The 23,726-nt window shown below is 60.4% G+C and carries 21 protein-coding genes and 1 tRNA gene; 14 read left to right on the plus strand and 8 right to left on the minus strand.

The window, feature by feature from the left end:
- Positions 1-19 precede the first annotated feature (19 nt).
- Complete coding sequence (locus GXB78_RS28120) at positions 20-775, plus strand: methyl-accepting chemotaxis protein (protein ID WP_455710272.1); 756 nt, start codon at positions 20-22, stop codon at positions 773-775.
- 191 nt (positions 776-966) lie between these two features.
- Entirely contained in the window at positions 967-2,316 is a 1,350-nt protein-coding gene (locus GXB78_RS07755) for a CoA transferase (protein ID WP_329514987.1), read from the plus strand.
- A 197-nt stretch (positions 2,317-2,513) separates the two neighbouring features.
- On the opposite strand, the gene arcD (GXB78_RS07760) is transcribed toward GXB78_RS07755, so the two are convergent.
- On the minus strand, positions 2,514-3,941 hold the full coding sequence (arcD, locus tag GXB78_RS07760) for an arginine-ornithine antiporter (RefSeq protein ID WP_329514988.1): 1,428 nt from the start codon (positions 3,939-3,941) through the stop codon (positions 2,514-2,516).
- A 438-nt stretch (positions 3,942-4,379) separates the two neighbouring features.
- Between arcD (GXB78_RS07760) and arcD (GXB78_RS07765) the strand changes: the two genes are divergently transcribed.
- From arcD (GXB78_RS07765) to GXB78_RS07795, 6 genes are all read left to right on the plus strand, one after another.
- Complete coding sequence (gene arcD / locus GXB78_RS07765) at positions 4,380-5,807, plus strand: arginine-ornithine antiporter (protein WP_329514989.1); 1,428 nt, start codon at positions 4,380-4,382, stop codon at positions 5,805-5,807.
- 35 nt (positions 5,808-5,842) lie between these two features.
- On the plus strand, positions 5,843-7,099 hold the full coding sequence (arcA, locus tag GXB78_RS07770) for an arginine deiminase (protein ID WP_064364996.1): 1,257 nt from the start codon (positions 5,843-5,845) through the stop codon (positions 7,097-7,099).
- A gap of 69 nt (positions 7,100-7,168) precedes the next feature.
- Positions 7,169-8,179: an ornithine carbamoyltransferase gene (locus tag GXB78_RS07775; protein WP_329514990.1), complete on the plus strand. Its 1,011-nt coding sequence runs from the start codon at positions 7,169-7,171 to the stop codon at positions 8,177-8,179.
- Positions 8,180-8,368: 189 nt separating this feature from the next.
- Positions 8,369-9,298 (plus strand): carbamate kinase, encoded by a 930-nt coding sequence (gene arcC, locus GXB78_RS07785; protein WP_329514991.1) that lies wholly within the window; start codon positions 8,369-8,371, stop codon positions 9,296-9,298.
- A gap of 62 nt (positions 9,299-9,360) precedes the next feature.
- The gene (locus GXB78_RS07790; RefSeq protein WP_329514992.1) at positions 9,361-9,723 is read left to right on the plus strand and encodes a DUF5064 family protein; all 363 of its coding nucleotides are present in this window, start codon (positions 9,361-9,363) and stop codon (positions 9,721-9,723) included.
- Positions 9,724-9,988: 265 nt separating this feature from the next.
- Entirely contained in the window at positions 9,989-11,497 is a 1,509-nt protein-coding gene (locus GXB78_RS07795; RefSeq protein ID WP_329514993.1) for a sigma-54-dependent transcriptional regulator, read from the plus strand.
- A gap of 217 nt (positions 11,498-11,714) precedes the next feature.
- Here the strand turns inward: GXB78_RS07795 and GXB78_RS07800 are convergent, their stop codons facing one another.
- Positions 11,715-11,882: a hypothetical protein gene (locus GXB78_RS07800; protein WP_329514994.1), complete on the minus strand. Its 168-nt coding sequence runs from the start codon at positions 11,880-11,882 to the stop codon at positions 11,715-11,717.
- Positions 11,883-11,947: 65 nt separating this feature from the next.
- Here GXB78_RS07800 and gcvH point away from each other — a divergent pair, with 65 nt between their 5' ends.
- From gcvH to GXB78_RS07830, 6 genes are all read left to right on the plus strand, one after another.
- Positions 11,948-12,331: a glycine cleavage system protein GcvH gene (gene gcvH, locus GXB78_RS07805; protein WP_039758162.1), complete on the plus strand. Its 384-nt coding sequence runs from the start codon at positions 11,948-11,950 to the stop codon at positions 12,329-12,331.
- 11 nt (positions 12,332-12,342) lie between these two features.
- Complete coding sequence (gene gcvP / locus GXB78_RS07810) at positions 12,343-15,195, plus strand: aminomethyl-transferring glycine dehydrogenase (protein WP_329514995.1); 2,853 nt, start codon at positions 12,343-12,345, stop codon at positions 15,193-15,195.
- Positions 15,196-15,374: 179 nt separating this feature from the next.
- Positions 15,375-16,751 carry an L-serine ammonia-lyase gene (locus GXB78_RS07815; protein ID WP_329514996.1) on the plus strand — a complete coding sequence of 459 codons (1,377 nt, stop codon included), beginning with the start codon at positions 15,375-15,377 and terminating at the stop codon, positions 16,749-16,751.
- 152 nt (positions 16,752-16,903) lie between these two features.
- The gene (gene gcvT, locus GXB78_RS07820) at positions 16,904-18,028 is read left to right on the plus strand and encodes a glycine cleavage system aminomethyltransferase GcvT (protein ID WP_329514997.1); all 1,125 of its coding nucleotides are present in this window, start codon (positions 16,904-16,906) and stop codon (positions 18,026-18,028) included.
- 403 nt (positions 18,029-18,431) lie between these two features.
- Positions 18,432-18,644 carry a cold-shock protein gene (locus tag GXB78_RS07825; RefSeq protein WP_003227496.1) on the plus strand — a complete coding sequence of 71 codons (213 nt, stop codon included), beginning with the start codon at positions 18,432-18,434 and terminating at the stop codon, positions 18,642-18,644.
- Between the two features lie 97 nt (positions 18,645-18,741).
- Positions 18,742-19,230 (plus strand): RDD family protein, encoded by a 489-nt coding sequence (locus tag GXB78_RS07830; protein ID WP_329514998.1) that lies wholly within the window; start codon positions 18,742-18,744, stop codon positions 19,228-19,230.
- A gap of 133 nt (positions 19,231-19,363) precedes the next feature.
- Here GXB78_RS07830 and nadA read toward each other — a convergent pair whose 3' ends face one another.
- The 6 genes from nadA to pal form a co-directional block, all read right to left on the minus strand.
- Positions 19,364-20,422, minus strand: a complete 1,059-nt coding sequence (gene nadA, locus GXB78_RS07835; RefSeq protein WP_016773509.1) for a quinolinate synthase NadA — start codon at positions 20,420-20,422, stop codon at positions 19,364-19,366.
- A 271-nt stretch (positions 20,423-20,693) separates the two neighbouring features.
- Positions 20,694-20,769, minus strand: a tRNA-Lys gene (locus GXB78_RS07840).
- Positions 20,770-20,832: 63 nt separating this feature from the next.
- Positions 20,833-21,525, minus strand: coding sequence for a 7-cyano-7-deazaguanine synthase QueC (gene queC, locus GXB78_RS07845; protein ID WP_329514999.1), 693 nt, complete (start codon positions 21,523-21,525; stop codon positions 20,833-20,835).
- A gap of 1 nt (position 21,526) precedes the next feature.
- The gene (gene queE / locus GXB78_RS07850) at positions 21,527-22,174 is read right to left on the minus strand and encodes a 7-carboxy-7-deazaguanine synthase QueE (RefSeq protein WP_329515000.1); all 648 of its coding nucleotides are present in this window, start codon (positions 22,172-22,174) and stop codon (positions 21,527-21,529) included.
- Positions 22,175-22,341: 167 nt separating this feature from the next.
- Positions 22,342-23,181, minus strand: a complete 840-nt coding sequence (gene ybgF / locus GXB78_RS07855; protein ID WP_329515001.1) for a tol-pal system protein YbgF — start codon at positions 23,179-23,181, stop codon at positions 22,342-22,344.
- Positions 23,182-23,187: 6 nt separating this feature from the next.
- Positions 23,188-23,685, minus strand: a complete 498-nt coding sequence (pal, locus tag GXB78_RS07860; RefSeq protein WP_003178634.1) for a peptidoglycan-associated lipoprotein Pal — start codon at positions 23,683-23,685, stop codon at positions 23,188-23,190.
- Between the last annotated feature and the right edge of the window lie 41 nt (positions 23,686-23,726).

Genomic DNA, 23,726 nt, shown 5'->3' on the forward strand with positions numbered 1-23,726 from the left:
CCGGCAGACCAGCGAAGGCATGCAGGTGCAGTTCCGCGAAATCGATCAGGTCGCCACCGCGTCCAACGAAATGAGCGCCACCGCCCACGACGTCGCCAACAGTGCCTCGAACGCCGCCAACGCGGCCAAGGGTGCCGATCAGTCGGCGAAGGACGGCATGGCGATCATCGAGCGCAGCACCCGCGACATCAATCAACTGGCCGACGAGGTCAGCAAAGCGGTGACCGAGGTCGAAGCGCTGGCGGTCAACAGCGAGCAGATCGGTTCGGTGCTGGAAGTGATCCGCAGCATCGCCGAACAGACCAACCTGCTGGCCCTCAACGCTGCCATCGAAGCTGCGCGCGCCGGCGAAAGCGGTCGCGGTTTTGCCGTGGTCGCCGACGAGGTGCGCAACCTGGCGAAACGCACGCAGGATTCGGTGGAGGAAATCCGCCTCGTCATCGAGCGCATCCAGACCGGCACCCGTGGCGTGGTAGCGACCATGCACTCGAGCCAGACCCAGGCGCACAACAACGCCGGGCAGATTCGTCAGGCGGTCGATGCACTGGGCAAGATCAGCGACGCGGTGACGGTGATCAGCGACATGAACCTGCAGATTGCCAGCGCCGCCGAAGAGCAGAGCGCCGTGGCCGAAGAGGTCAACCGCAACGTCTCGGCGATTCGCACCGTCACCGAAACCCTCACCGAGCAAGCCACCGAATCAGCGGCGATCAGCAGCCAGCTCAACAGCCTCGCGAGCCAGCAGATGAAATTGATGGATCAGTTCCGCGTGTAACAATCCAGCATAAATCCCTGTGGGAGCGAGCCTGCTCGCGAAGAAATCGTCATATCCAACATCAGTGTTGGCTGACACGACGCCTTCGCGAGCAGGCTCGCTCCCACAGGGGAAATGGGTTCACATCCTGGTTTCATCTAAACCGCGATTTTTTTGCACTATCATCGCCCTCTCGCTCCGGAGGGCCTTCGATGACTGATCTGCTCACGTCCATCCAAACCGCGCTCGACCTGCCCCGCAGGCCAATCCCCTTCAACGGTGACGGCACGCTGCCCTCGGCATTCGCCGTCACCGAGCTGGCCTGCGCCAGCATCGCCGTTGCCGGGCAAGCAGTCAGCGAATTGCTCCACCAGCAAACCGGTCACTTGCCTGCGGTTGCAGTCGACCGCCGCCTGGCCTCGTTCTGGTTCTCCACCTCGCTGCGCCCGATCGGCTGGCAAGTGCCGCCGTTGTGGGATCCGGTCGCTGGCGATTATACGACCCGGGACGGCTGGATCCGCCTGCACACCAACGCCCCGCATCACCGCGCCGCCGCTGAACGCGTGCTCGGTGCGTGCGCAGATCGTGTAGCGATGGCGGCGAAAGTCGCACAATGGCACAGCGCGGATCTGCAACAAGCGGTAGTCGCCGCCAAGGGTTGCGCCGCTGAAATGCGCAGTTGGGCGCAGTGGCAGCAGCACCCGCAAGGGCTGGCGGTGAATGCCGAGCCGCTGGTGCAATTTATCGAGCAGCCGGATGAGAACCGGACAGCGTGGCAAGGTTCGATCGCACGACCTCTGGCCGGAATCAAGGTGCTGGACCTGACCCGCGTCCTCGCCGGGCCGACCGCCAGCCGCTTTCTCGCAGGGCTTGGCGCCAATGTGTTGCGCATCGATCCACCGAGCTGGAACGAACCCGGCGTGGTTCCGGAAATGACCGTGGGCAAACGCTGTGCGCGGCTGGATTTGCGGATTCCAGCGGATCGCACAGTGTTTGAGAATTTATTGAAAGACGCCGACATTCTGCTGCACGGCTATCGCGCCGATGCACTGGAACATCTGGGATTTGGTATTGAGCGCCGTCGGCAACTGGCACCGGGACTGATCGACGTCTGCCTCAACGCCTACGGCTGGAGCGGGCCCTGGCAGAACCGCCGGGGTTTCGACAGCCTGGTGCAGATGAGCAGCGGCATTGCCGAAGCCGGACAGCGCTGGAAGCACAGCGATAAACCGGTGCCGCTGCCGGTGCAGGCGCTGGATCATGCGACCGGGTATCTGATGGCGGCGAGTGCGATCAGGTTGCTGACTGAACGACTGGCCAACGGACGCGGGGGTTCGGCACGGTTGTCGCTGGCACGTACGGCGAAGCTGTTGATTGAGCATGGGCCGGGCATGCTTGAACCGCTGCGGGCCGAAGACGCGCTGGATCAGGATTCGGCGCTTGAACAGACCGCGTGGGGTCCGGCGCGGAGGTTGCGCGTACCGGTGCAGATCAGCGGGGTGGCGGTGCGGTGGGATTGGCCGGCGATGGAGTTGGGCTCACATCCTGCGCAGTGGCTCTAGAAGAAGCCCCTCACCCCAGCCCTCTCCCGGAGGGAGAGGGGGGCCTACCGAGGTGTCTTGCGCTATACGCCGACCTGAAAAAACCAGTCGATTATGGATTCGGTAAAGGTCTTTCACGTCGGCGTAATTCGCCAATATCCCACAATCGGTCCCCTCTCCCTCTGGGACAGGGCTAGGGTGAGGGGCGGCTTTTCAGATCACAACGACAACACCCCGCTATACAACCCATAAGCCGCCAGCCCCGCGCCAATCACCACGCAGGCAAAAATCCCTTTCTCTACCATGGTAAAAACCGGCTGGCCCTGTTCATGCTTGGCCTTGGCAAACAGGATCACCCCAGGGGCATACAACAGCGCCGACAGCAGCAGATACTTCACCCCGCCGGCATACAACAGCCACACCGCGTAAACCAGTGCGATGCCGCCGATCAGCAGATCCTTGGTGCGTTCGGCCGAGGCGTGTTCGTAGGTTTCGCCGCGCCCGCTGAGCAGCACCGCGTACGCCGCCGACCATAGGTACGGCACCAGAATCATCGACGAGGCCAGGTAAATCAGACTGGTGTAAGTCCCCGCCGAGAACAGCGTGATCAGCAGGAAAATCTGGATCATCGCATTGGTCAGCCACAGCGCATTGACCGGTACGTGATTCTTGTTTTCCTTCTTCAGGAACGCCGGCATGGTCTTGTCCTTGGCCGTGGCGAAGAGGATTTCTGCGCACAGCAGAGCCCACGACAGCAATGCGCCCAACAGCGAAATCGCCAGCCCGACGCTGATCAGCAACGCGCCCCACGGCCCGACAATGTGTTCGAGCACCGCCGCCAGTGAAGGGTTCTGCAGATTGGCCAGTTCCGGCTGGCTCATGATCCCCAGCGACAGCACGTTGACCAGCACCAGCAGCGCCAGCACGCCGAGAAAGCCGATCACCGTGGCGCGGCCGACGTCGCTGCGTTTCTCCGCGCGGGCCGAATAGACGCTGGCGCCTTCAATGCCGATGAAGACGAACACGGTGACCAGCATCATGTTGCGCACCTGATCCATCACCCCGCCGAAGTTCGGATTGCTGCGGCCCCAGATGTCGCGGGTGAAGATGTCCGCCTTGAACGCCACGGCAGCGATGACGATGAACATGATCAGCGGCACGACCTTGGCCACGGTGGTCAACTGGTTGATCAGCGCCGCCTCCTTGATCCCGCGCATCACCAGAAAATGCACCGCCCACAACAGCACCGAGGCGCAGCCGATGGCGATCGGCGTATTGCCCTGGCCGAACACCGGAAAGAAATAGCCGAGGGTGCTGAACAGCAGGACGAAATAACCGACGTTGCCCAGCCACGCACTGATCCAGTAACCCCAGGCCGACGAGAAACCCATGTAATCGCCGAACCCGGCCTTGGCGTAGGCATAGACGCCCGAGTCCAGCTCCGGTTTGCGATTGGCCAGGGTCTGAAAGACGAACGCCAGCGTCAGCATGCCGATCGCGGTGATGCCCCAACCGATCAGGATTGCCCCGGCATCGGCGCGCGCCGCCATGTTCTGCGGCAGAGAGAAAATCCCCCCGCCGATCATCGACCCCACCACCAGCGCGATCAACGCACCAAGGCGCAGCTTTTGCGTCGGTTGCGACATGCAGATCTCCTTGGAAAAGCCGCTGTTGCTCATTTGTAACAACAGCTGACTAAAAAGCTAAGAGTAGATGACGTTTATCAGGTAATGCCTGATCGAGGACACTTTTATATAGCTGATGACGATAACGCGTAGCACGTTAAGTCAGTTTTGTGCGCTGATCCTGATAATTCGATTCTGTACTGAAAACAGATGACGGACATTTGCCAAACGCGCAAAAGCAACTAGCGTCATAGTTCGAAAGCATTAATAGCTATTCCCAATTGCGTTAGCGAAACGGCTCTGGAACGGGCCTCCCAGAGCACCGAGTCTTGCCCCGCAACGGGTGGATAAGTCATTCATTAACAATGGAATGTGACCATGCACTGATCCAAGTCAGCTGTTCGAACAGACAACGGTACTAGGCTGTGAGCTCTCCTTTCCTGCAATGGAGTCATGCAAATGTCTGAAGCGCCCGGAAAACTAAGACTCGGTGCACTGGTTGCACTGGTAGTCGGTTCAATGATCGGCGGCGGGATATTTTCCTTGCCACAAAACATGGCTGCCAGCGCCGACGTCGGTGCCGTGCTGATCGGCTGGGCCATTACCGCCGTCGGCATGCTCACCCTCGCTTTCGTCTTTCAGACCCTCGCCAATCGCAAGCCTGACCTGGACGGCGGGGTCTACGCCTACGCCAAGGCCGGATTCGGCGACTACATGGGTTTCTCGTCCGCCTGGGGCTACTGGATCAGTGCCTGGCTGGGCAACGTTGGCTACTTCGTTCTGCTGTTCAGCACCCTCGGCTACTTCTTTCCGATCTTCGGCGAAGGCAATACGCCGGCGGCGGTGATCGGCGCGTCGTTGTTGCTGTGGGGCGTGCATTTTCTGGTGCTGCGTGGGATCAAGGAGGCGGCGTTCATCAACCTCGTGACCACTGTCGCCAAGGTCGTGCCGCTGTTGCTGTTCGTGCTGATCGCCATCTTCGCGTTCAAACTCGACATCTTCACCGCCGACATCTGGGGCGTGAAAAACCCTGATCTGGGCAGTGTGATGAACCAGGTGCGCAACATGATGCTGGTCACCGTCTGGGTGTTCATCGGCATCGAAGGCGCGAGCATCTTCTCCGCCCGCGCCGAGAAACGTTCGGATGTGGGCAAGGCGACCGTGATCGGCTTCATCACCGTGCTGCTGTTTCTGGTGCTGGTGAATGTGCTGTCGCTGGGCATCATGACCCAGCCGGAACTGGCAAAACTGCAGAACCCGTCGATGGCCGCCGTGCTTGAACACGTCGTGGGCCACTGGGGCGCGGTGCTGATCAGCGTCGGTCTGATCATTTCGCTGCTGGGGGCGCTGCTGTCGTGGGTGCTGCTGTGTGCGGAGATCATGTTCGCCGCCGCCAAAGACCACACCATGCCGGAGTTTCTGCGCAAGGAAAACGCCAACCACGTGCCGGTCAACGCCCTGTGGCTGACCAATGCGATGGTGCAGATTTTCCTCATCATCACGCTGTTCTCGGCCAGCACTTATCTGTCGCTGATCTACCTCGCCACCTCGATGATTCTGGTGCCCTACCTGTGGTCGGCGGCCTATGCCCTGCTGCTGGCGGTGCGCGGCGAGAGCTACGAAGGCTTTGCCGCCGAGCGGCGCAAGGATCTGATCATTGGCGGTATCGCCCTGATCTATGCGGTGTGGTTGTTGTACGCCGGCGGGGTCAAGTACCTGCTGCTGTCGGCCCTGCTCTATGCGCCTGGGGCGATCCTGTTCGCCAAGGCCAAGCTGGAACTCAAACAACCGGTTTTCACCACCGTCGAGAAGCTGATTTTCGCCGCAGTGGTCGTGGGCGCCGTGGTGGCGGCCTACGGTCTCTACGATGGCTTCCTGACGCTGTAACCCCTGATTGATCTGTCATCTGGAGGAACACAGAAATGACCACGGAAAAAGTGAAGTACGGCGTCCACTCCGAAGCCGGGAAACTGCGTAAAGTCATGGTTTGCTCCCCAGGTCTGGCCCATCAGCGGCTGACCCCGAACAACTGCGATGAACTGCTGTTCGACGACGTGCTGTGGGTGGCGCAGGCCAAGCGCGACCACTTCGACTTCGTCACCAAGATGCGCGAGCGCGGCATCGACGTGCTGGAAATGCACAACCTGCTGACCGACATCGTTGCCATCCCCGAGGCGCTGGACTGGATTCTTGAACGCAAGGTCACTGCCGACTCGGTAGGCCTGGGCCTGATCAGCGAAGTGAAATCCTGGCTGAAAAGCCTCGAGCCACGGCACATCGCCGAATTTTTGATTGGCGGCGTCTCGGCCGATGATCTGCCGGACAGCTTCGGTGGCAAGACCATCCAGATGTTCCGCGACTTCCTCGGCCACTCCAGCTTCATCCTGCCGCCGCTGCCCAACACCCAGTTCACCCGCGACACCACCTGCTGGATCTACGGTGGCGTGACGCTAAACCCGATGTACTGGCCGGCGCGCCGTCAGGAAACCCTGCTGACCACCGCCATCTACAAATTCCATCCGCAATTCACCAACGCCGAATTCGAGATCTGGTACGGCGACCCCGACAAGGATCACGGCAACTCGACGCTTGAGGGCGGCGACGTCATGCCGATCGGCAACGGTGTGGTGCTGATCGGCATGGGCGAGCGTTCATCGCGTCAGGCCATCGGCCAACTGGCGCTGAACCTGTTCAACAACAAGGCTGTGGAAAAAGTCATCGTCGCCGGCCTGCCGAAGTCTCGCGCGGCGATGCACCTGGACACCGTGTTCAGCTTCTGCGACCGCGACCTGGTGACGATCTTCCCGGAAGTGGTCAACCAGATCGTCGCCTTCACCCTGCGCCCTGACGAAAGCAAGCAGGGCGGCATCGACATCCGCCGCGAAGAAGGCAGCTTCCTCGACACCGTCGCCGCTGCGCTCAACCTGCCGAAACTGCGCGTGGTGGAAACCGGCGGCAACAGCTTCGCCGCCGAGCGCGAGCAATGGGACGACGGCAACAACGTGGTGGCGATGGAGCCCGGCGTGGTCATCGGCTACGACCGCAACACCTACACCAACACCCTGCTGCGCAAGGCTGGCGTTGAGGTCATCACCATCAGCGCCGGCGAACTCGGTCGCGGCCGTGGCGGCGGCCACTGCATGACCTGCCCGATCATCCGCGACCCGATCGATTACTAAACCTCTGAGCCCTGGCCGGCACTTACCCAGTGCGGCCAGGGGGATAACCGACACCGAAGGAGATCCATCATGGCTTTTAATATCCACAACCGTAATTTGCTGAGCCTGGAACACCACACCCCTCGCGAATTGCGTTATCTGCTCGACCTGTCCCGCGATCTCAAACGCGCGAAATACACCGGCACCGAGCAGCAACACCTGAAGGGCAACAATATCGCCCTGATCTTCGAGAAAACCTCGACCCGCACCCGTTGTGCATTCGAAGTGGCGGCCTATGACCAGGGCGCCAACGTCACCTACATCGACCCGAACTCCTCGCAGATCGGCCACAAGGAAAGCATGAAGGACACCGCCCGCGTGCTCGGGCGCATGTACGACGCTATCGAATACCGTGGCTTCAAACAGGAAATCGTCGAAGAGCTGGCCAAGTTTGCCGGTGTGCCGGTGTTCAACGGCCTGACCGATGAATATCACCCGACCCAGATGATCGCCGACGTGCTGACCATGCGTGAGCACGCCGACAAGCCGATCCATGAAATCAGCTACGCCTACCTCGGCGATGCGCGCAACAACATGGGCAACTCGCTGCTGCTGATCGGCGCCAAACTCGGCATGGACGTGCGCATCTGCGCGCCAAAAGCCCTGTGGCCGCTGGACGAGCTGGTGGCGCGCTGCAAAAAATACGGTGAGGAAAGTGGTGCGCGCATCACCCTCACCGAAGATCCGAAGGAAGCGGTCAAAGGCGTCGATTTCATTCACACCGACGTCTGGGTGTCGATGGGCGAGCCAGTGGAAGCCTGGGCCGAGCGCATCCAGCAGCTGCTGCCGTATCAGGTCAACGCCGAGCTGATGAAAGCCACCGGCAACCCGCGCACCAAGTTCATGCACTGCCTGCCGGCGTTCCATAACAGCGACACCAAGGTCGGCAAACAGATCGCCGAGCAATATCCGCATCTGAAAAACGGCATCGAAGTGACCGACGACGTGTTCGAGTCGCCGGCCTGCATCGCCTTCGAGCAAGCGGAAAACCGCATGCACACGATCAAGGCGATTCTGGTTTCGACCCTGGCTGATCTCTGACGCCACTGCGCTCCCACTGAAGGAACAGGAGCCAAAGGTGGGAGCGAGCCTGCTCGCGAAAGCGTCATTTCAGACAACATCACTGTTGAATGACATACCGCATTCGCGAGCAGGCTCGCTCCCACAGGTTCCCGGTTTCGACAGAGAGATCGAGTCGTTTGCCACTCCTCTGCTTAGAAGGATTGCACCATGCGTATCGTCGTAGCCCTGGGCGGTAACGCCCTGCTCCGCCGTGGTGAGCCGATGACCGCTGACAACCAGCGCGCCAACATCCGCATCGCCACCGAGCAAATCGCCAAGATCCATCCCGGCAACCAACTGGTCATCGCCCACGGCAATGGCCCGCAAGTCGGGCTGCTGTCGCTGCAAGCGGCGGCCTACACTTCCGTCACTCCGTACCCGCTGGACGTGCTCGGCGCCGAAACCGAGGGCATGATCGGCTACATCATCGAACAGGAACTGGGCAATCTGCTCGACTTCGAAGTGCCGTTCGCCACCCTGCTCACCCAGGTCGAAGTCGACGCCAACGACCCGGCCTTCAAGAACCCGACCAAGCCGATCGGCCCGGTGTATGAAAAAGCCGAAGCGGAAAAACTCGCCACCGAGAAGGGCTGGGCGATTGCTGCCGACGGCGACAAATTCCGCCGCGTCGTCGCCAGTCCACGGCCGAAACGCATCTTCGAAATCCGCCCGATCAAGTGGCTGCTGGACAAGGGCAGCATCGTCATTTGCGCCGGTGGCGGCGGCATTCCGACCATGTACGACGAGCAGCGCAATCTCAAAGGCATCGAGGCGGTGATCGACAAGGACCTGTGCTCGTCGCTGCTCGCCGAGCAACTGGAAGCCGACCTGCTGGTGATCGCCACCGACGTCAACGCGGCGTTCATCGACTACGGCAAACCCACTCAGAAAGCCATCGCCGAAGCCCACCCGGACGAACTCGAACGCCTCGGTTTCGCCGCCGGCTCCATGGGGCCGAAGGTGCAGGCAGCCTGCGAATTCGCGCGCCATACTGGCAAGGTCGCGGTGATCGGTTCGCTGGCTGATATCGAAGCCATCGTCCAGGGCACCGCCGGTACGCGGGTCAGCACGGCGAAGCCGGGGATCAGCTACCGATAACAATAAACACCGGGGCAGATTCAACACCTGCCCCGCTCCCATGCCTTGAAAGGAGTAGCTCAATGGCCCAATTCGAACCCGGTCACCTGCATATCGAGCGGCACGCGTTGACGCCGGATGACGTCAATTACAACGTGCATCTGGACTATGAAGTGTTCACCGATCCGCAGAAAGGCAAAGGGATTCAGTTCACCCTGCATGGCAGCATGCAGGGCAAGGACATGAAGGAGACGTTTTTCCTGCCCAAGGAAGAGGCCTACAACTTCGCCCGCGATGTCACGCGGATCGCCGAGAAGTACGGAATCCCCAAGGCTCACAGCCAGATCGGCTCGGTGCACAAGCATTACGATCTGATGTTCGAAGACATTCGGCAGAAGTTGAATATGCAGTCCGGGGATCCGGTCAATCCCGAGCATTTCGAATAAAAATCAAAAGCCCCTCACCCTAGCCCTCTCCCGGAGGGAGAGGGGACCGATTGGGGGATGCTGCAGCATTGCTGCCGACCTGATGTTGCATCACTGAATCCATAATCGACCGGTTTTCTCAGGTCGATGCATAACGCCCAGACGCCTCGGTCGGCCCCCTCTCCCTCCGGGAGAGGGCTGGGGTGAGGGTGCTTTTGCTTTCACCTCTATCCAAGCCCAAGGCATACTTGCCCCCCTCCGCTCTGCAGATCACTGAACCGCCCCCATGCGTATCCACGTCAGCTTCATCGACCGCGTCGGCATCACCCAGGAAGTCCTGGCTATCCTCGGTGGGCGCAATCTCAATCTGGATGCGGTGGAGATGATTCCGCCGAACGTCTACATCGACGCGCCGACCCTGAGCCCGCAAGTGCTCGAAGAACTGAAAGATGCGCTGTTTCGCGTGCTCGGCGTGGTAGCGGTAACCGTGGTCGATATCCTGCCCGGCCAGCGCCGGCATTTGCAGCTCGACGCATTGCTCGCGGCGATGACCGATCCGGTGCTGGCGCTCGACAGCGCCGGCAAGGTGTTGCTGGCCAATCCGGCGTTGATCGCGTTGTACGGTCGCGAACCGGCCGGCGAAAGTGTCTCGGCGCTGTTCAATGATCCCGGCCTGCTCGACACCCTGCTCGAAAACGGCTTCCGCCTGCCGCTGCGCGAAATCACTGTCAACGGCCAGACCCTGTTGCTCGACGCCACGCCGATCACCGACGCCGGCGCCCTGCTCACCCTCTATCAACCGAACCGCATCGGCGAACAACTCTCGGCTTTGCACCACGACCACGCCGAAGGCTTCGACGCGCTGCTCGGCGAGTCCCCGGCGATCCGCACGCTCAAGGCCCGTGCGCAACGGGTCGCGGCCCTTGATGCACCGCTGTTGATTCAGGGCGAGACCGGCACCGGTAAAGAACTCGTCGCCCGCGCCTGTCACGCGATCAGTGCGCGGCACAGCGCTCCTTTTCTGGCGTTGAACTGCGCGGCACTGCCGGAAAACCTCGCCGAGAGCGAACTGTTCGGCTACGCCCCCGGCGCCTTCACCGGCGCCGCGCGTGGCGGTAAACCGGGACTGATGGAACTGGCCAACCAGGGCACGGTGTTTCTCGATGAGATCGGCGAGATGTCGCCGTACTTGCAGGCGAAACTGCTGCGTTTTCTCAACGACGGCAGCTTTCGTCGAGTGGGCGGGGATCGTGAAGTGAAGGTCAACGTGCGCATCCTCAGCGCGACCCACCGCAACCTGGAAAAAATGGTCAGCGAAGGCCTGTTCCGCGAAGACCTGTTTTATCGCCTCAACGTGCTCAACGTCGAAGTGCCGCCGCTGCGTGAACGCGGCCAGGACATTCTGCTGCTGGCGCGTTACTTCATGCAGCAGGCCTGTGCGCAGATCCAGCGCCCGGTCTGTCGTCTGGCACCGGGTACGTATCCGGCGCTGCTTGGCAATCGCTGGCCGGGCAACGTGCGGCAGTTGCAGAACGTGATTTTCCGCGCGGCGGCGATTTGCGAAAGCAGCCTGGTCGATATCGGCGACCTCGACATCGCCGGCACCTCGGTGGCGCGCCAGGCCGACACTGATGTGGAAAGTCTCGAACAAGCGGTCGAATCGTTCGAAAGGGAGCTGCTGGAAACGCTCTATGTCAGCTATCCCTCGACCCGCCAACTGGCGAGCCGCCTGCAGACCTCGCACACCGCCATCGCCCATCGACTGCGCAAGTACGGCATCCCGAACAAACCCTGAGAGCACCTCATATCCCTATTGCGGGAAATTCCCCATGTGGGAGCGAGCCTGCTCGCGAAAGCGGTCTATCAGCAAAATAGCTGGCGCCTGACACGCCCTCTTCGCGAGCAGGCTCGCTCCCACAAGTTTTTATGGCGAATTCGAAATCCGTTCAAAAACGACCTCCATCTGTACCGAAAGCGCTACAGCGGAACGATATCGCTACACGCTCCCTTGATCACCGCTGCGCAAGGCTTTGATCCCGTTCAGCTTTTATCCTCGCACCTGGCTGTAGCGATTTCGCTACAGAAGCAACTTCCCGCAAAACACCGCATCCAGCCAAACCATTGATTTGCATGAATAATTCAACCTTGGCCGCATTCTTGCTACCTGTCTCCTCATCCATGAGGGCTTCCCCGCCCCACGCTTACCACCGCGTCCACCAGACGAGTCTGGCCCTGAGGAGTTTCCATGAGCGAGTTGCGTTTTACTGAAGATCACGAATGGCTGCGCACCGAAGCCGACGGCAGTGTCACTGTCGGCATCACCGCATTCGCGCAGAACGCCCTGGGCGACGTGGTGTTCGTGCAACTGCCTGAGCTGCAGGCTTACGAAAAAGGCGCCGAAGCCGCCACCGTGGAATCGGTGAAAGCCGCCAGCGGTGTGTACATGCCGCTCGATGGCGACGTGCTGGAAGTCAACCCGGCGCTGCAAGATGCTCCGGAACTGGTCAACGAAGACCCGCTGGGCGAAGGCTGGTTCTTCCGCTTCCAGCCAAGCGACGCCGCCGCTGTCGGCAAACTGCTAGACCAGGACGCCTACGACCGTCTGATCAAAGCCCAAGCCGAAGCCTGAGGAGTTACGCCATGACCGCCATCAATCTCGGCACCGCCAACGAATTCATCGCCCGTCACATCGGCCCGCGCGCCGGTGATGAGCAAGCCATGCTCAACAGCCTCGGCTTCGACTCCCTCGAAGCCTTGAGCGCCAGCGTCATTCCGGAAAGCATCAAGGGCACCAGCGTGCTCGGCATGGACGACGGCCTCAGCGAAGCCGACGCGCTGGCGATGATCAAGTCGATCGCGGGCAAAAACCAGCTGTTCAAAACCTACATCGGCCAGGGCTACTACAACTGCCACACGCCGTCGCCGATCCTGCGCAACCTGCTGGAAAACCCGGCCTGGTACACCGCTTACACACCCTACCAGCCAGAAATTTCTCAGGGCCGTCTCGAAGCGCTGCTGAACTTCCAGACCCTGATCAGCGACCTCACCGGCCTGCCGATCGCCAACGCATCCTTGCTCGACGAAGCCACCGCCGCTGCCGAAGCCATGACCTTCTGCAAGCGCCTGAGCAAGAACAAGGGCAGCCACCAATTCTTCGCCTCGATCCATAGCCACCCGCAAACCCTCGACGTGCTGCGCACCCGTGCCGAGCCTCTGGGCATCGATGTCGTTGTCGGCGATGAGCGCGAGCTGACCGACGTGACGCCATTTTTCGGCGCACTGCTGCAATACCCGGCGAGCAACGGTGACCTGTTCGACTACCGCGAACTGACCGAACGCTTCCACGCCGCCAACGCGCTGGTGGCCGTGGCCGCTGATCTGCTGGCACTGACCCTGCTCACCGCACCGGGCGAGTTCGGTGCTGACGTGGCGATCGGTTCGGCGCAACGCTTCGGCGTGCCGCTGGGCTTCGGTGGCCCGCACGCCGCTTACTTCTCCACCAAGGATGCGTTCAAACGCGATATGCCGGGCCGTCTGGTCGGTGTCTCGGTTGACCGCTTCGGCAAGCCGGCCCTGCGTCTGGCGATGCAGACCCGCGAGCAACACATCCGTCGCGAAAAGGCCACGTCGAACATCTGCACCGCCCAGGTCCTGCTGGCCAACATCGCCAGCATGTATGCCGTTTATCACGGTCCGAAAGGACTGACCCAGATCGCCAACCGCGTGCATCATCTGACCGCGATCCTGGCCAAAGGCCTGACCGCTCTCGGCGCTCAAGTCGAACAAACCAGTTTCTTCGACACCCTGACCGTCGCCACCGGCGCACACACCGCCGCACTGCACGACAAGGCGCACGCTGCGCAGATCAACCTGCGTGTGATCGACGCCGAACGTCTGGGCCTGTCGGTCGACGAAACCACCACCCAGGCGGATATCGAAACCCTGTGGGGCCTGTTCGCCGACGGCAAGACCCTGCCGGACTTCGCTGCGCTGGCTGCTTCGGTACAGAGCAGCATCCCTGCTGCGCTGGTGCGTCAGTCGCCGATCCTCAGCCACCCGGTATTCAACCGTTATCACTCGGAAACCGAGCTGATGCGCTACCTGCGCAAACTGGCCGACAAGGACCTGGCACTGGATCGCACGATGATCCCGCTGGGCTCGTGCACCATGAAACTCAACGCTGCCAGCGAAATGATCCCGGTGACCTGGGCCGAGTTCGGTGCGCTGCACCCGTTCGCCCCGGCCGCACAAAGCGCCGGTTATCAGCAACTGACTGACGAGCTGGAAGCGATGCTCTGCGCCGCCACCGGTTACGACTCGATCTCGCTGCAACCGAACGCCGGTTCGCAAGGTGAATACGCTGGCCTGTTGGCGATCCGCGCCTATCACCAGAGCCGTGGCGATGAGCGCCGCGACATCTGCCTGATCCCGTCGTCGGCCCACGGCACCAACCCGGCCACCGCACAAATGGCCGGCATGCGCGTGGTCGTTACCGCGTGCGATGCGCGCGGCAACGTCGACATCGAAGACCTGCGTGCCAAAGCCATTGAGCACCGCGAGCACCTCGCCGCGCTGATGATCACCTACCCGTCGACCCACGGCGTGTTCGAAGAAGGCATCCGCGAAATCTGCGCGATCATTCACGACAACGGCGGCCAGGTGTATATCGACGGCGCCAACATGAACGCCATGGTCGGCCTCTGCGCCCCGGGCAAGTTCGGCGGCGACGTCTCCCACCTGAACCTGCACAAAACCTTCTGCATCCCGCACGGCGGTGGCGGCCCGGGCGTCGGCCCGATCGGCGTCAAATCGCATCTGACCCCGTTCCTGCCGGGCCACGGCCAGATGGCACGCAAGGAAGGTGCGGTCTGCGCGGCGCCGTTCGGCAGCGCAAGCATTCTGCCGATCACCTGGATGTACATCCGCATGATGGGTGGCGCCGGGCTGAAGCGCGCTTCGCAACTGGCGATCCTCAACGCCAACTACATCGCCCGTCGTCTTGAAGAGCACTATCCAGTGCTGTACTCGGGCAGCAACGGCCTGGTCGCACACGAGTGCATCCTCGATCTGCGTCCGTTGAAAGACAGCAGCGGCATCAGCGTCGATGACGTCGCCAAGCGCCTGATCGACTTCGGCTTCCACGCCCCGACCATGTCGTTCCCGGTCGCCGGCACGCTGATGATCGAGCCGACCGAAAGCGAATCCAAGGAAGAGCTGGACCGTTTCTGTGACGCGATGATCCGCATCCGCGAAGAAATCCGCGCAGTGGAAAACGGCACCCTGGACAAGGAAGACAACCCACTGAAAAACGCCCCGCACACCGCAGCGGAACTGGTCGGCGAATGGACCCATCCGTACAGCCGCGAGCAAGCGGTTTACCCGGTCGCGTCGCTGATCGAAGGCAAATACTGGCCGCCGGTCGGCCGGGTCGACAACGTCTTCGGCGATCGCAACCTGGTATGCGCCTGCCCGTCGATCGAAAGCTACGCTTAAGAGCGGCAGCTGCAAGTTTCTAGCTGCAAGCTGCAAGTTAAAGGCGGATCGGCTTTTTACTTGCGGCTTGCGTCTTGCTGCATGTATCGCGGCGCGAATACCAGCTGCAAGGAAAACCCGATCCGCTTTTACTTGCAGCTTGCAGCTTGAAGCTCACAACTGCTCCGCAGGAGCCCCCCATGTCGTTAAGCGTGTTCGACCTGTTCAAGATTGGCATCGGTCCCTCCAGTTCCCATACCGTCGGCCCGATGCGCGCCGCTGCGCGTTTCGCCGAGGGTCTGCGCCGTGAAAACCTTTTAACCAGCACCGCCAGCGTGCGCGTCGAGCTGTACGGTTCGCTGGGCGCTACCGGCAAAGGTCACGGCAGCGACAAAGCCGTGTTGCTCGGCCTTGAAGGCGAGCACCCGGACACGGTCGACACCGAAACCGTTGCCGCGCGCTTGCAGGAGATTCGCGGCAACGGCCGGCTGAATCTGCTCGGCGAGCACAGCATTGCGTTCAACGAGAAAGAACATCTGGCAATGATCCGCAAACCGTTGGCCTACCACCCCAACGGCATGATCTTTCGCGCCTTCGATGCGGCCGGAATTCAGATTCGCAGCCGCGAGTACTATTCGGTCGGCGGTGGTTTTGTCGTCGATGAAGATGCCGCTGGCGCTGACCGCATCGTCGAAGATGCGACGCCGCTGACTTTCCCGTTCAAAAGCGCCAAGGACTTGCTTGGCCATTGCGCCACCTACGGGCTATCGATCAGCCAGGTGATGCTGACCAATGAAAGCGCCTGGCGCCCGGAAGCGGAAACCCGTGCCGGCCTGCTGAAAATCTGGCAGGTGATGCAGGACTGCGTTGCTGCCGGCTGCCGAAACGAGGGGATTCTGCCGGGTGGTTTGAAGGTCAAGCGCCGGGCCGCAGCGTTGCATCGGCAACTGTGCAAGAACCCGGAATCGGCCCTGCGTGATCCGCTGTCGGTGCTTGATTGGGTCAACCTCTACGCACTGGCGGTCAACGAAGAAAACGCCAACGGTGGGCGCGTGGTCACTGCGCCAACCAATGGCGCGGCCGGGATCATTCCGGCGGTGCTGCATTACTACATACGGTTTATCCCCGGGGCGAATGACGACGGCGTCGTACGCTTTCTGCTGACCGCTGCCGCGATCGGCATTCTTTACAAGGAAAACGCTTCGATCTCCGGCGCCGAAGTTGGCTGTCAGGGTGAAGTCGGTGTGGCCTGTTCGATGGCGGCCGGCGCCCTGTGCGAAGTGCTCGGCGGCAGCGTGCAGCAAGTCGAGAACGCCGCGGAAATCGGTATGGAACACAACCTCGGCCTGACTTGCGACCCGATCGGCGGCCTGGTGCAGGTGCCGTGCATCGAGCGCAACGCGATGGGCTCGGTGAAAGCCATCAACGCCGTGCGCATGGCCATGCGTGGCGACGGCCAGCATTTCGTCTCCCTCGACAAAGTCATCCGCACCATGCGCCAGACCGGCGCCGACATGAAAAGCAAATACAAGGAAACCGCCCGCGGCGGCCTGGCGGTCAACATTATCGAATGCTGATCACGAACCAAGCCAAACGAAAATTGACCACCTCTCCCCCAGGGAGAGAAACGTAATTAGCCCCCTCTCCCTCCGGGAGAGGGCTGGGGTGAGGGGCTTTTGATCTTGATCTTTCCGCTTACCCCCAAACTCAAATTTTCAAGGAGCCACGCATGTCCACCGAACAACTGTCGAAAACCCCGCTGCACGCGCTGCACCTCGAACTTGGCGCGCGCATGGTGCCGTTCGCCGGCTATGACATGCCCGTGCAATACCCGCTCGGCGTGATGAAAGAACATCAGCACACCCGCGAACAGGCCGGGTTGTTCGACGTCTCGCACATGGGCCAGATTCGCCTGACCGGTGCCAGCGCCGCCAAAGCCCTGGAAACTCTGGTCCCGGTGGACATCATCGACCTGCCAGTGGGCATGCAGCGTTATGCGATGTTCACCAACGAAAGCGGCGGCATCCTCGACGACCTGATGGTCGCCAATCTTGGCAATGACGAGTTGTTCCTGGTGGTCAACGCCGCGTGCAAGGATCAGGATCTCGCGCATTTGCAAAAACACATCGGCGATCAGTGCACCATTACGGCGCTGTTCGAAGAGCGCGCCCTGCTCGCTTTGCAAGGTCCGGCAGCCGTAACCGTGCTGGCGCGTCTTGCGCCGGACGTGGCGACGATGACTTTCATGCAGTTCAAGCGTGTGTCATTGCTGGGTGTGGATTGCTTTGTCAGCCGTTCGGGCTACACCGGTGAAGACGGTTTCGAAATCTCGGTACCGGCCGCTGAAGCGGAAAAACTCGCTCGCGCCCTGCTCGCCGAGCCAGAGGTCCAGGCTATCGGCCTCGGCGCCCGCGATTCGCTGCGCCTGGAAGCCGGCCTGTGCCTGTACGGCCACGACATGAACACCGAAACGACGCCGATCGAAGCGAGCCTGCTCTGGGCCATCTCCAGGCCACGCCGCGCCGATGGCGCACGGGCCGGCGGTTTCCCGGGTGCGGATCAGATTTTCGCCCAGCAACAAAACGGTGTCGCCCGCAAACGCGTCGGCCTGCTGCCACAGGAACGCACCCCGGTGCGTGAAGGCGCAGAAATCGTCAACGAGGCAGGCGAGATTATCGGCAGCGTCTGCAGCGGCGGCTTCGGTCCGACCTTGGCCGGGCCGTTGGCGATGGGCTACCTCGACAGCGCTTATGGTGCGCTGGATACGCCCGTGTGGGCCATTGTCCGTGGGAAAAAGGTGCAGATGCTTGTAAGCAAAATGCCATTTGTTCCACAACGCTACTATCGCGGTTGATCGACTGTTTCTATAAGTAACGCGCTTGCGTTATACGTGCACTAATGTGTAACGCAATCGCCATAAAACAGTGCGTTTTTTTACATCCGTTTCGAATATGAACGTTGCTTATAACGTTTGCAAAAAATAGAACCAGACAATCGTCTAAGACTGTACTAGTGAACTGATGAACTGCCATCAAAGGCAGTAAAACCGGGGCCTTCGCGGGGCTTGTTTTTTCTCCCGTAGTTGGCGTAGAGTTTGTCCACTGTGTTTGCATGGGTCAGCTTGGAATCGTGACCTGGGCAGTAGCCTACAAGTTAGCTACATCCCGCTCGACGTCTTCTTACTCCTTGCAACCAGCTCCAGTACTCTTTCATGTGAAAGGGGCTGTCATCAATTTATGCGTCAAAGGAAATAAGAAATGTCCACACGTCAGAGCGGTACCGTCAAGTGGTTTAACGACGAGAAAGGTTTTGGTTTTATCACTCCAGAAAGCGGTCCGGATCTGTTCGTACATTTCCGCGCCATTCAGGGCAACGGCTTCAAAAGCCTGAAAGAAGGCCAGAAAGTGACTTTCGTTGCTGTGCAAGGCCAGAAAGGCATGCAGGCTGACGAAGTACAAGCAGAAGCTTGATCTGCTGATACGAAAAAGCCCCTGATATTGATATCAGGGGCTTTTTTGTGCGCGCCAATCCGTAAAATGGCGCTTCCATCCGCATCCCGAGGCTGCCATGTCGAAACACCTGCTCACGCCGCAAGGGGACTTTCCTCCCGTTGCTCTTGGTCGTCGTCTGGCTGCGATGTTCTATGACTTCCTGCTGTGCACCGCCCTGCTGATCGTCACCGGTTTCATTTACAAGTTGATCCAGGCCGCGATCATTGGCGAAGAACGCCTGCGGGCGATGACCGATGCCGGCCAGCTCGACGGCGATCCGCTTTATTCCACGGTACTGCTGTTGGTATTGTTCGGCTTCTTCGCCAAGTTCTGGACCCATGGCGGGCAGACACTCGGTATGCAGGTGTGGGGCATTCGCGTGCAGAACGCCAACGGCACAGCGATCAGCCTGTGGCAGGCGCTGTTGCGCTTTATGGTGTCGATCGCGTCGTGGTTGTGTATCGGGCTGGGTTTCTTCTGGTCGCTGTTCGACAAGCAGAAGCGCACCTGGCATGACATTTATTCGGATACCCGCGTGGTGCGGATTCCGAAAAAGAGCAAATAACCGCCTGACACCGAATACCGCTGTGGGAGCGAGCCTGCTCGCGAAAGCGCTGTATCAGTCAATGTTTTAGTCGACTGACACACAGCTTTCGCGAGCAGGCTCGCTCCCACAGGTTTTGTGTTGTTTGTGAACCTTATGCGTTACCGGCCAATTTCATCCGCGCTGCCTGGGTGAAGTCGAGCATGCGCTTCAAAGGGCGGATCGCTTGGGGAATCAGCGCCGGATCGACAAAGATCTCGTTCGTGCCTTCCTTCAAGCTCTTGAGTGTTCGCTCAAGGGTATTCATGGCCATCCACGGGCAATGTGCGCAGCTGCGGCACGCCGCGCCGTTACCGGCAGTAGGCGCCTCGATGAAGACCTTGTCCGGGCAAAGCTGCTGCATCTTGTAGAAGATGCCACGATCGGTGGCGACGATCAGGGTCTTGTTCGGCAGGCTCTGTGCGGCTGCGATCAACTGACTGGTGGAACCGACGGCGTCCGCCAGCTCGATCACCGATGTCGGCGACTCCGGGTGAACCAGAATCGCCGCGTCCGGATACAGCGCCTTCATGTCCTCGAGCTGCTTGGACTTGAACTCTTCGTGAACGATGCAGGCACCGTCCCAAAGCAGCATGTCGGCGCCGGTCTTGCGCTGAATGTAAGTGCCCAGGTGCTTGTCCGGGCCCCAGATGATCGTCTCGCCGTTGTCCATCAGGCTTTCGACGATTTCCAGTGCGCAGCTCGACGTCACCACCCAGTCAGCCCGAGCCTTCACCGCGGCGGAGGTGTTGGCGTAAACCACCACGGTGCGCTCCGGATGCTGATCGCAGAACGCCGAGAACTCGTCGACCGGGCAACCCAGGTCCAGCGAGCAGGTCGCCTCAAGGGTCGGCATCAGCACGCGTTTTTCCGGGTTGAGAATTTTTGCCGTCTCCCCCATGAACTTCACGCCGGCGACCACTACTGTCTTGGCAGGATGGGCGTTGCCGAAGCGGGCCATTTCCAGGGAATCGGAAACACAGCCACCGGTTTCTTCGGCCAGGGCCTGAATCACCGGATCGCAATAGAAGTGAGCCACGAGCACCGCGTCCTGAGCCTTGAGCTCGGCGGCGATGGCGGAACGGTAGTAGGCCTCCTCCTCTGCCGTCAGCGGTTTGGGCTGCTTGGCGTCGAGGTGGGCTTGAACCAGAAGGCGTTCGGAAATCTGCGTCATGTTCGCAAGACCTGCAGGCGCATTCGCGCGAAAGTCGAGTATACACCCGGCTCCGGACCGCTAGAGGGTACCGCCGGGAAAGTGAGGATCATCAGGCACGGACAGCGTTGAAGCTGCGCAAGGCTACAGAATATCCCGTTGATACAAAAGATGATTCTGACCTGTGTCAGGCCGGGCGGCGCTGCAACGCAGAGCAGCCGAATCGCGGGCAAAAAAAAACCCGGAAATCCTCACTTTCGTGGGCCTTCCGGATTTTCTAAACCGCCAAATATGGTGGGTCGTGTGGGATTCGAACCTACGACCAATTGGTTAAAAGCCAACTGCTCTACCAACTGAGCTAACGACCCGCTGTGTGGTGGCGCGTATAATACTGATTTTTAAGGACTATTCAACACCTTTTTTGAAAATAATCAAAAATAAGGTGTTGGATCCGCCACACCAGCTGCCGCGAAGCCGTCTGCACGCAGGCGGCAGCTGTCGCATTTGCCGCAGGCGCGGCCGTCATCGTCGGCCTGATAGCAGGAAACGGTGAGCCCATAATCCACGCCGAGCTTCACGCCAGCCTGGACGATCTGCGCCTTGCTCAGGTTCTGCAACGGTGCCTGAATGCGGAAGCCGTTACCTTCCACGCCAGCCTTGGTCGCCAGATTGGCCATGCGCTCGAACGACTCGATGAACTCGGGACGGCAATCGGGGTAGCCGGAATAATCCACCGCGTTGACGCCGATAAAGATGTCGCGGGCGCCGAGCACTTCGGCCCAACCCAATGCCAGCGACAGGAACACGGTGTTGCGCGCCGGCACATAAGTCACCGGAATGCCTTCGCCCAGCTCCTCCGGAATGTCGATGCTGGTATCGGTCAGCGCCGAGCCGCCCATGCCGTTGAGGTTCAGGCCAATGACCTTGTGCTCGACCACACCCAGATCGCGAGCGACGCGGGCGGCGGCGTGCAATTCGGCATGCGATCGCTGGCCGTAATCGAAGCTCATGGTGTAACAGGCGTAGCCTTCTGCGCGAGCCATCGCCACGACGGTGGCCGAGTCGAGGCCGCCGGACAGCAGAATGACTGCACGTTTTTCGGTGGTATTCATTTGTTCAGTCATCTCAGCGCCCCGGCTCGTCGTTCCAAAGATATTTATGCAGCTGCAATTGCAGGCGTACCGGCAGGTTATCCGCCACTACCCAGTCTGCCAGTTCACGGGCATTGAGGTCGTGGTGACTTGGGGAAAACAGCACTTCGCCAGCTCGCTGGTCGAGACCGTACTGGATCAGTTTCGATACCGCCCAGTCATAGTCCTCACGCGAGCAGATGACAAACTTCACCTGATCGTTGCGGGTCAGCAGCTCGATGTTCTCGTAACGGTTGCGATGGGCTTCTTTCGAGCCCGGCGTTTTCAGATCGACGACGCGACTGACACGCGGATCGACAGCGGATACGTCAAGGGCGCCGCTGGTTTCCAGCGACACCTCGTAACCGGCATCACATAAGCGTTCAAGCAAAGGAATGACATTCGGCTGGGCCAACGGCTCACCGCCGGTGACACAGACGTAGCGCGGACGATATCCGGCCACTTGCTCAAGGATGTCGTCGAGGGTGCGGACGGTGCCGCCGCTGAACGCATAAGCGCTGTCGCAGTACTGGCAACGCAACGGGCAACCGGTCAGGCGCACGAAAACCGTGGGCAGCCCGGCAGTCCGAGTTTCCCCCTGCAACGAGTAGAAAACTTCGGTGATTCTCAATGTGTCTTGCATAGTCGCCACGGGCGTAACAGCTAAACAGGCTGTCCGCCTCCGTCAGGCACTTCAGGCAATCCCGCCAACGCGTAGACCGCAAGAAGCGTGTTTCAGAAAAAGGGCGTGAATTCTAACGAAAAAACCCGCGACAAGCGCGGGTTTCTTCAAAACACGGATAAACAGGCTTACATGCGCTGCAGATCACGCTGAGCCAGCTGCGCGGCGGACGTGCCCGGATATTGGGACACCACCTGCTGCAGAATGCCTTTGACCTTGTCGGTGTGACCGAGGCGGCGCTCTACGTCAGCCAGTTTGTACAGCGAGTCCGGCACTTTATTGTGCTTGGGATACAGCTGCGAAACCTTGGCAAAGGCCTGACCTGCACCTTGCAGATCACCCTTGGCCAGGTTCACTTCGCCCAACCAGTACTGGGCGTTGCCCGCGTACTGGCTGTTCGGGTATTTGCGCAGGAAAGCGGCGAAGGCCTGGCTGGCCTTGTCGAAATCCTTGGCTTTGATCAGGTCGAAAGCGGCATCGTAATACAGCTTTTCCTTGGCCGGATCAGCCGGTTCGCTACCCGCAGCAGGGCCTTGGGCTGCCGCAGCAGCACCCGCGCCTGCAGCAGCACCGGCGGCAGCACTTGCATCGCCACCGGCAGAAGAATTCTCGGGAGTCGCGGCTGGTGCAACGCCGGATCCTATGCGCCGATCAAGATCCTGGTATCGCTCCAGGGATTCCTGCTTCATGCGCGCAACCTGATTCTGCAGTTCTTCGATCACGCCCTGTTGGCGCGAGATCTGATCCTGCATCTGTTGCAATTGGTTGAACAGCATGCCTTGTGCCGAGGCAGGGGCCGAAGCCGCTCCCCCGGCATAGGCGCCGTTCGTACCGTAACCCGCAGGCGGATAACTGCTCCCGCTATTGTTATAACCGGAGTTGTCATCGACCACAGGAACCGCAGCCCACGCCGCAAGCGGCGCAAGGCTGAGAGCCAGAACAGTTACAGCACGACGGCACGTTCGCATATCGAATTACTTACGCAGTTCGACGCGACGGTTCTGGGCCCAGGACTGCTCGTCGTTGCCGGTAGCAACTGGACGCTCTTCGCCGTAGGAAACCAGTTCCAGCTGAGCTGGGGAAACACCTTGCAGTACCAGGTAGCGCTGAACGGCTTTCGCACGACGCTCGCCCAGTGCCATGTTGTACTCACGAGTACCACGTTCGTCGGTGTTGCCTTCCAGAACAACGCGAGCGCCGTTTGCTTTCAGGTCTTTGGCGTGAACGTCCAGAGCGCGCATGGCTTCTGGCTTCAGGTCCGAGCTGTCGTATTCGAAGTAGAAGGTGGTGATTGCGCGCAGAGCAGCTTCTTCGCTCAGGGAACCGTCAACGGCACCAGTGTTTGCGCCGTAACCAGCGTTTGGATCAACAGCGCCTTCACCGGCGTTGTCGCCGCCTTTGGACGAGCAACCTACAGCTACAGCCATGGCCAGAGCCAGCGCAGCAAATTTACCAAACTTCAGCATTTCCATCGTGAAACTCCTAATGAACCCCAGTGTGTTAAGTAAAACGT

This window comes from Pseudomonas moraviensis subsp. stanleyae, from assembly GCF_036283065.1.
Taxonomy (GTDB): domain Bacteria; phylum Pseudomonadota; class Gammaproteobacteria; order Pseudomonadales; family Pseudomonadaceae; genus Aquipseudomonas; species Aquipseudomonas stanleyae.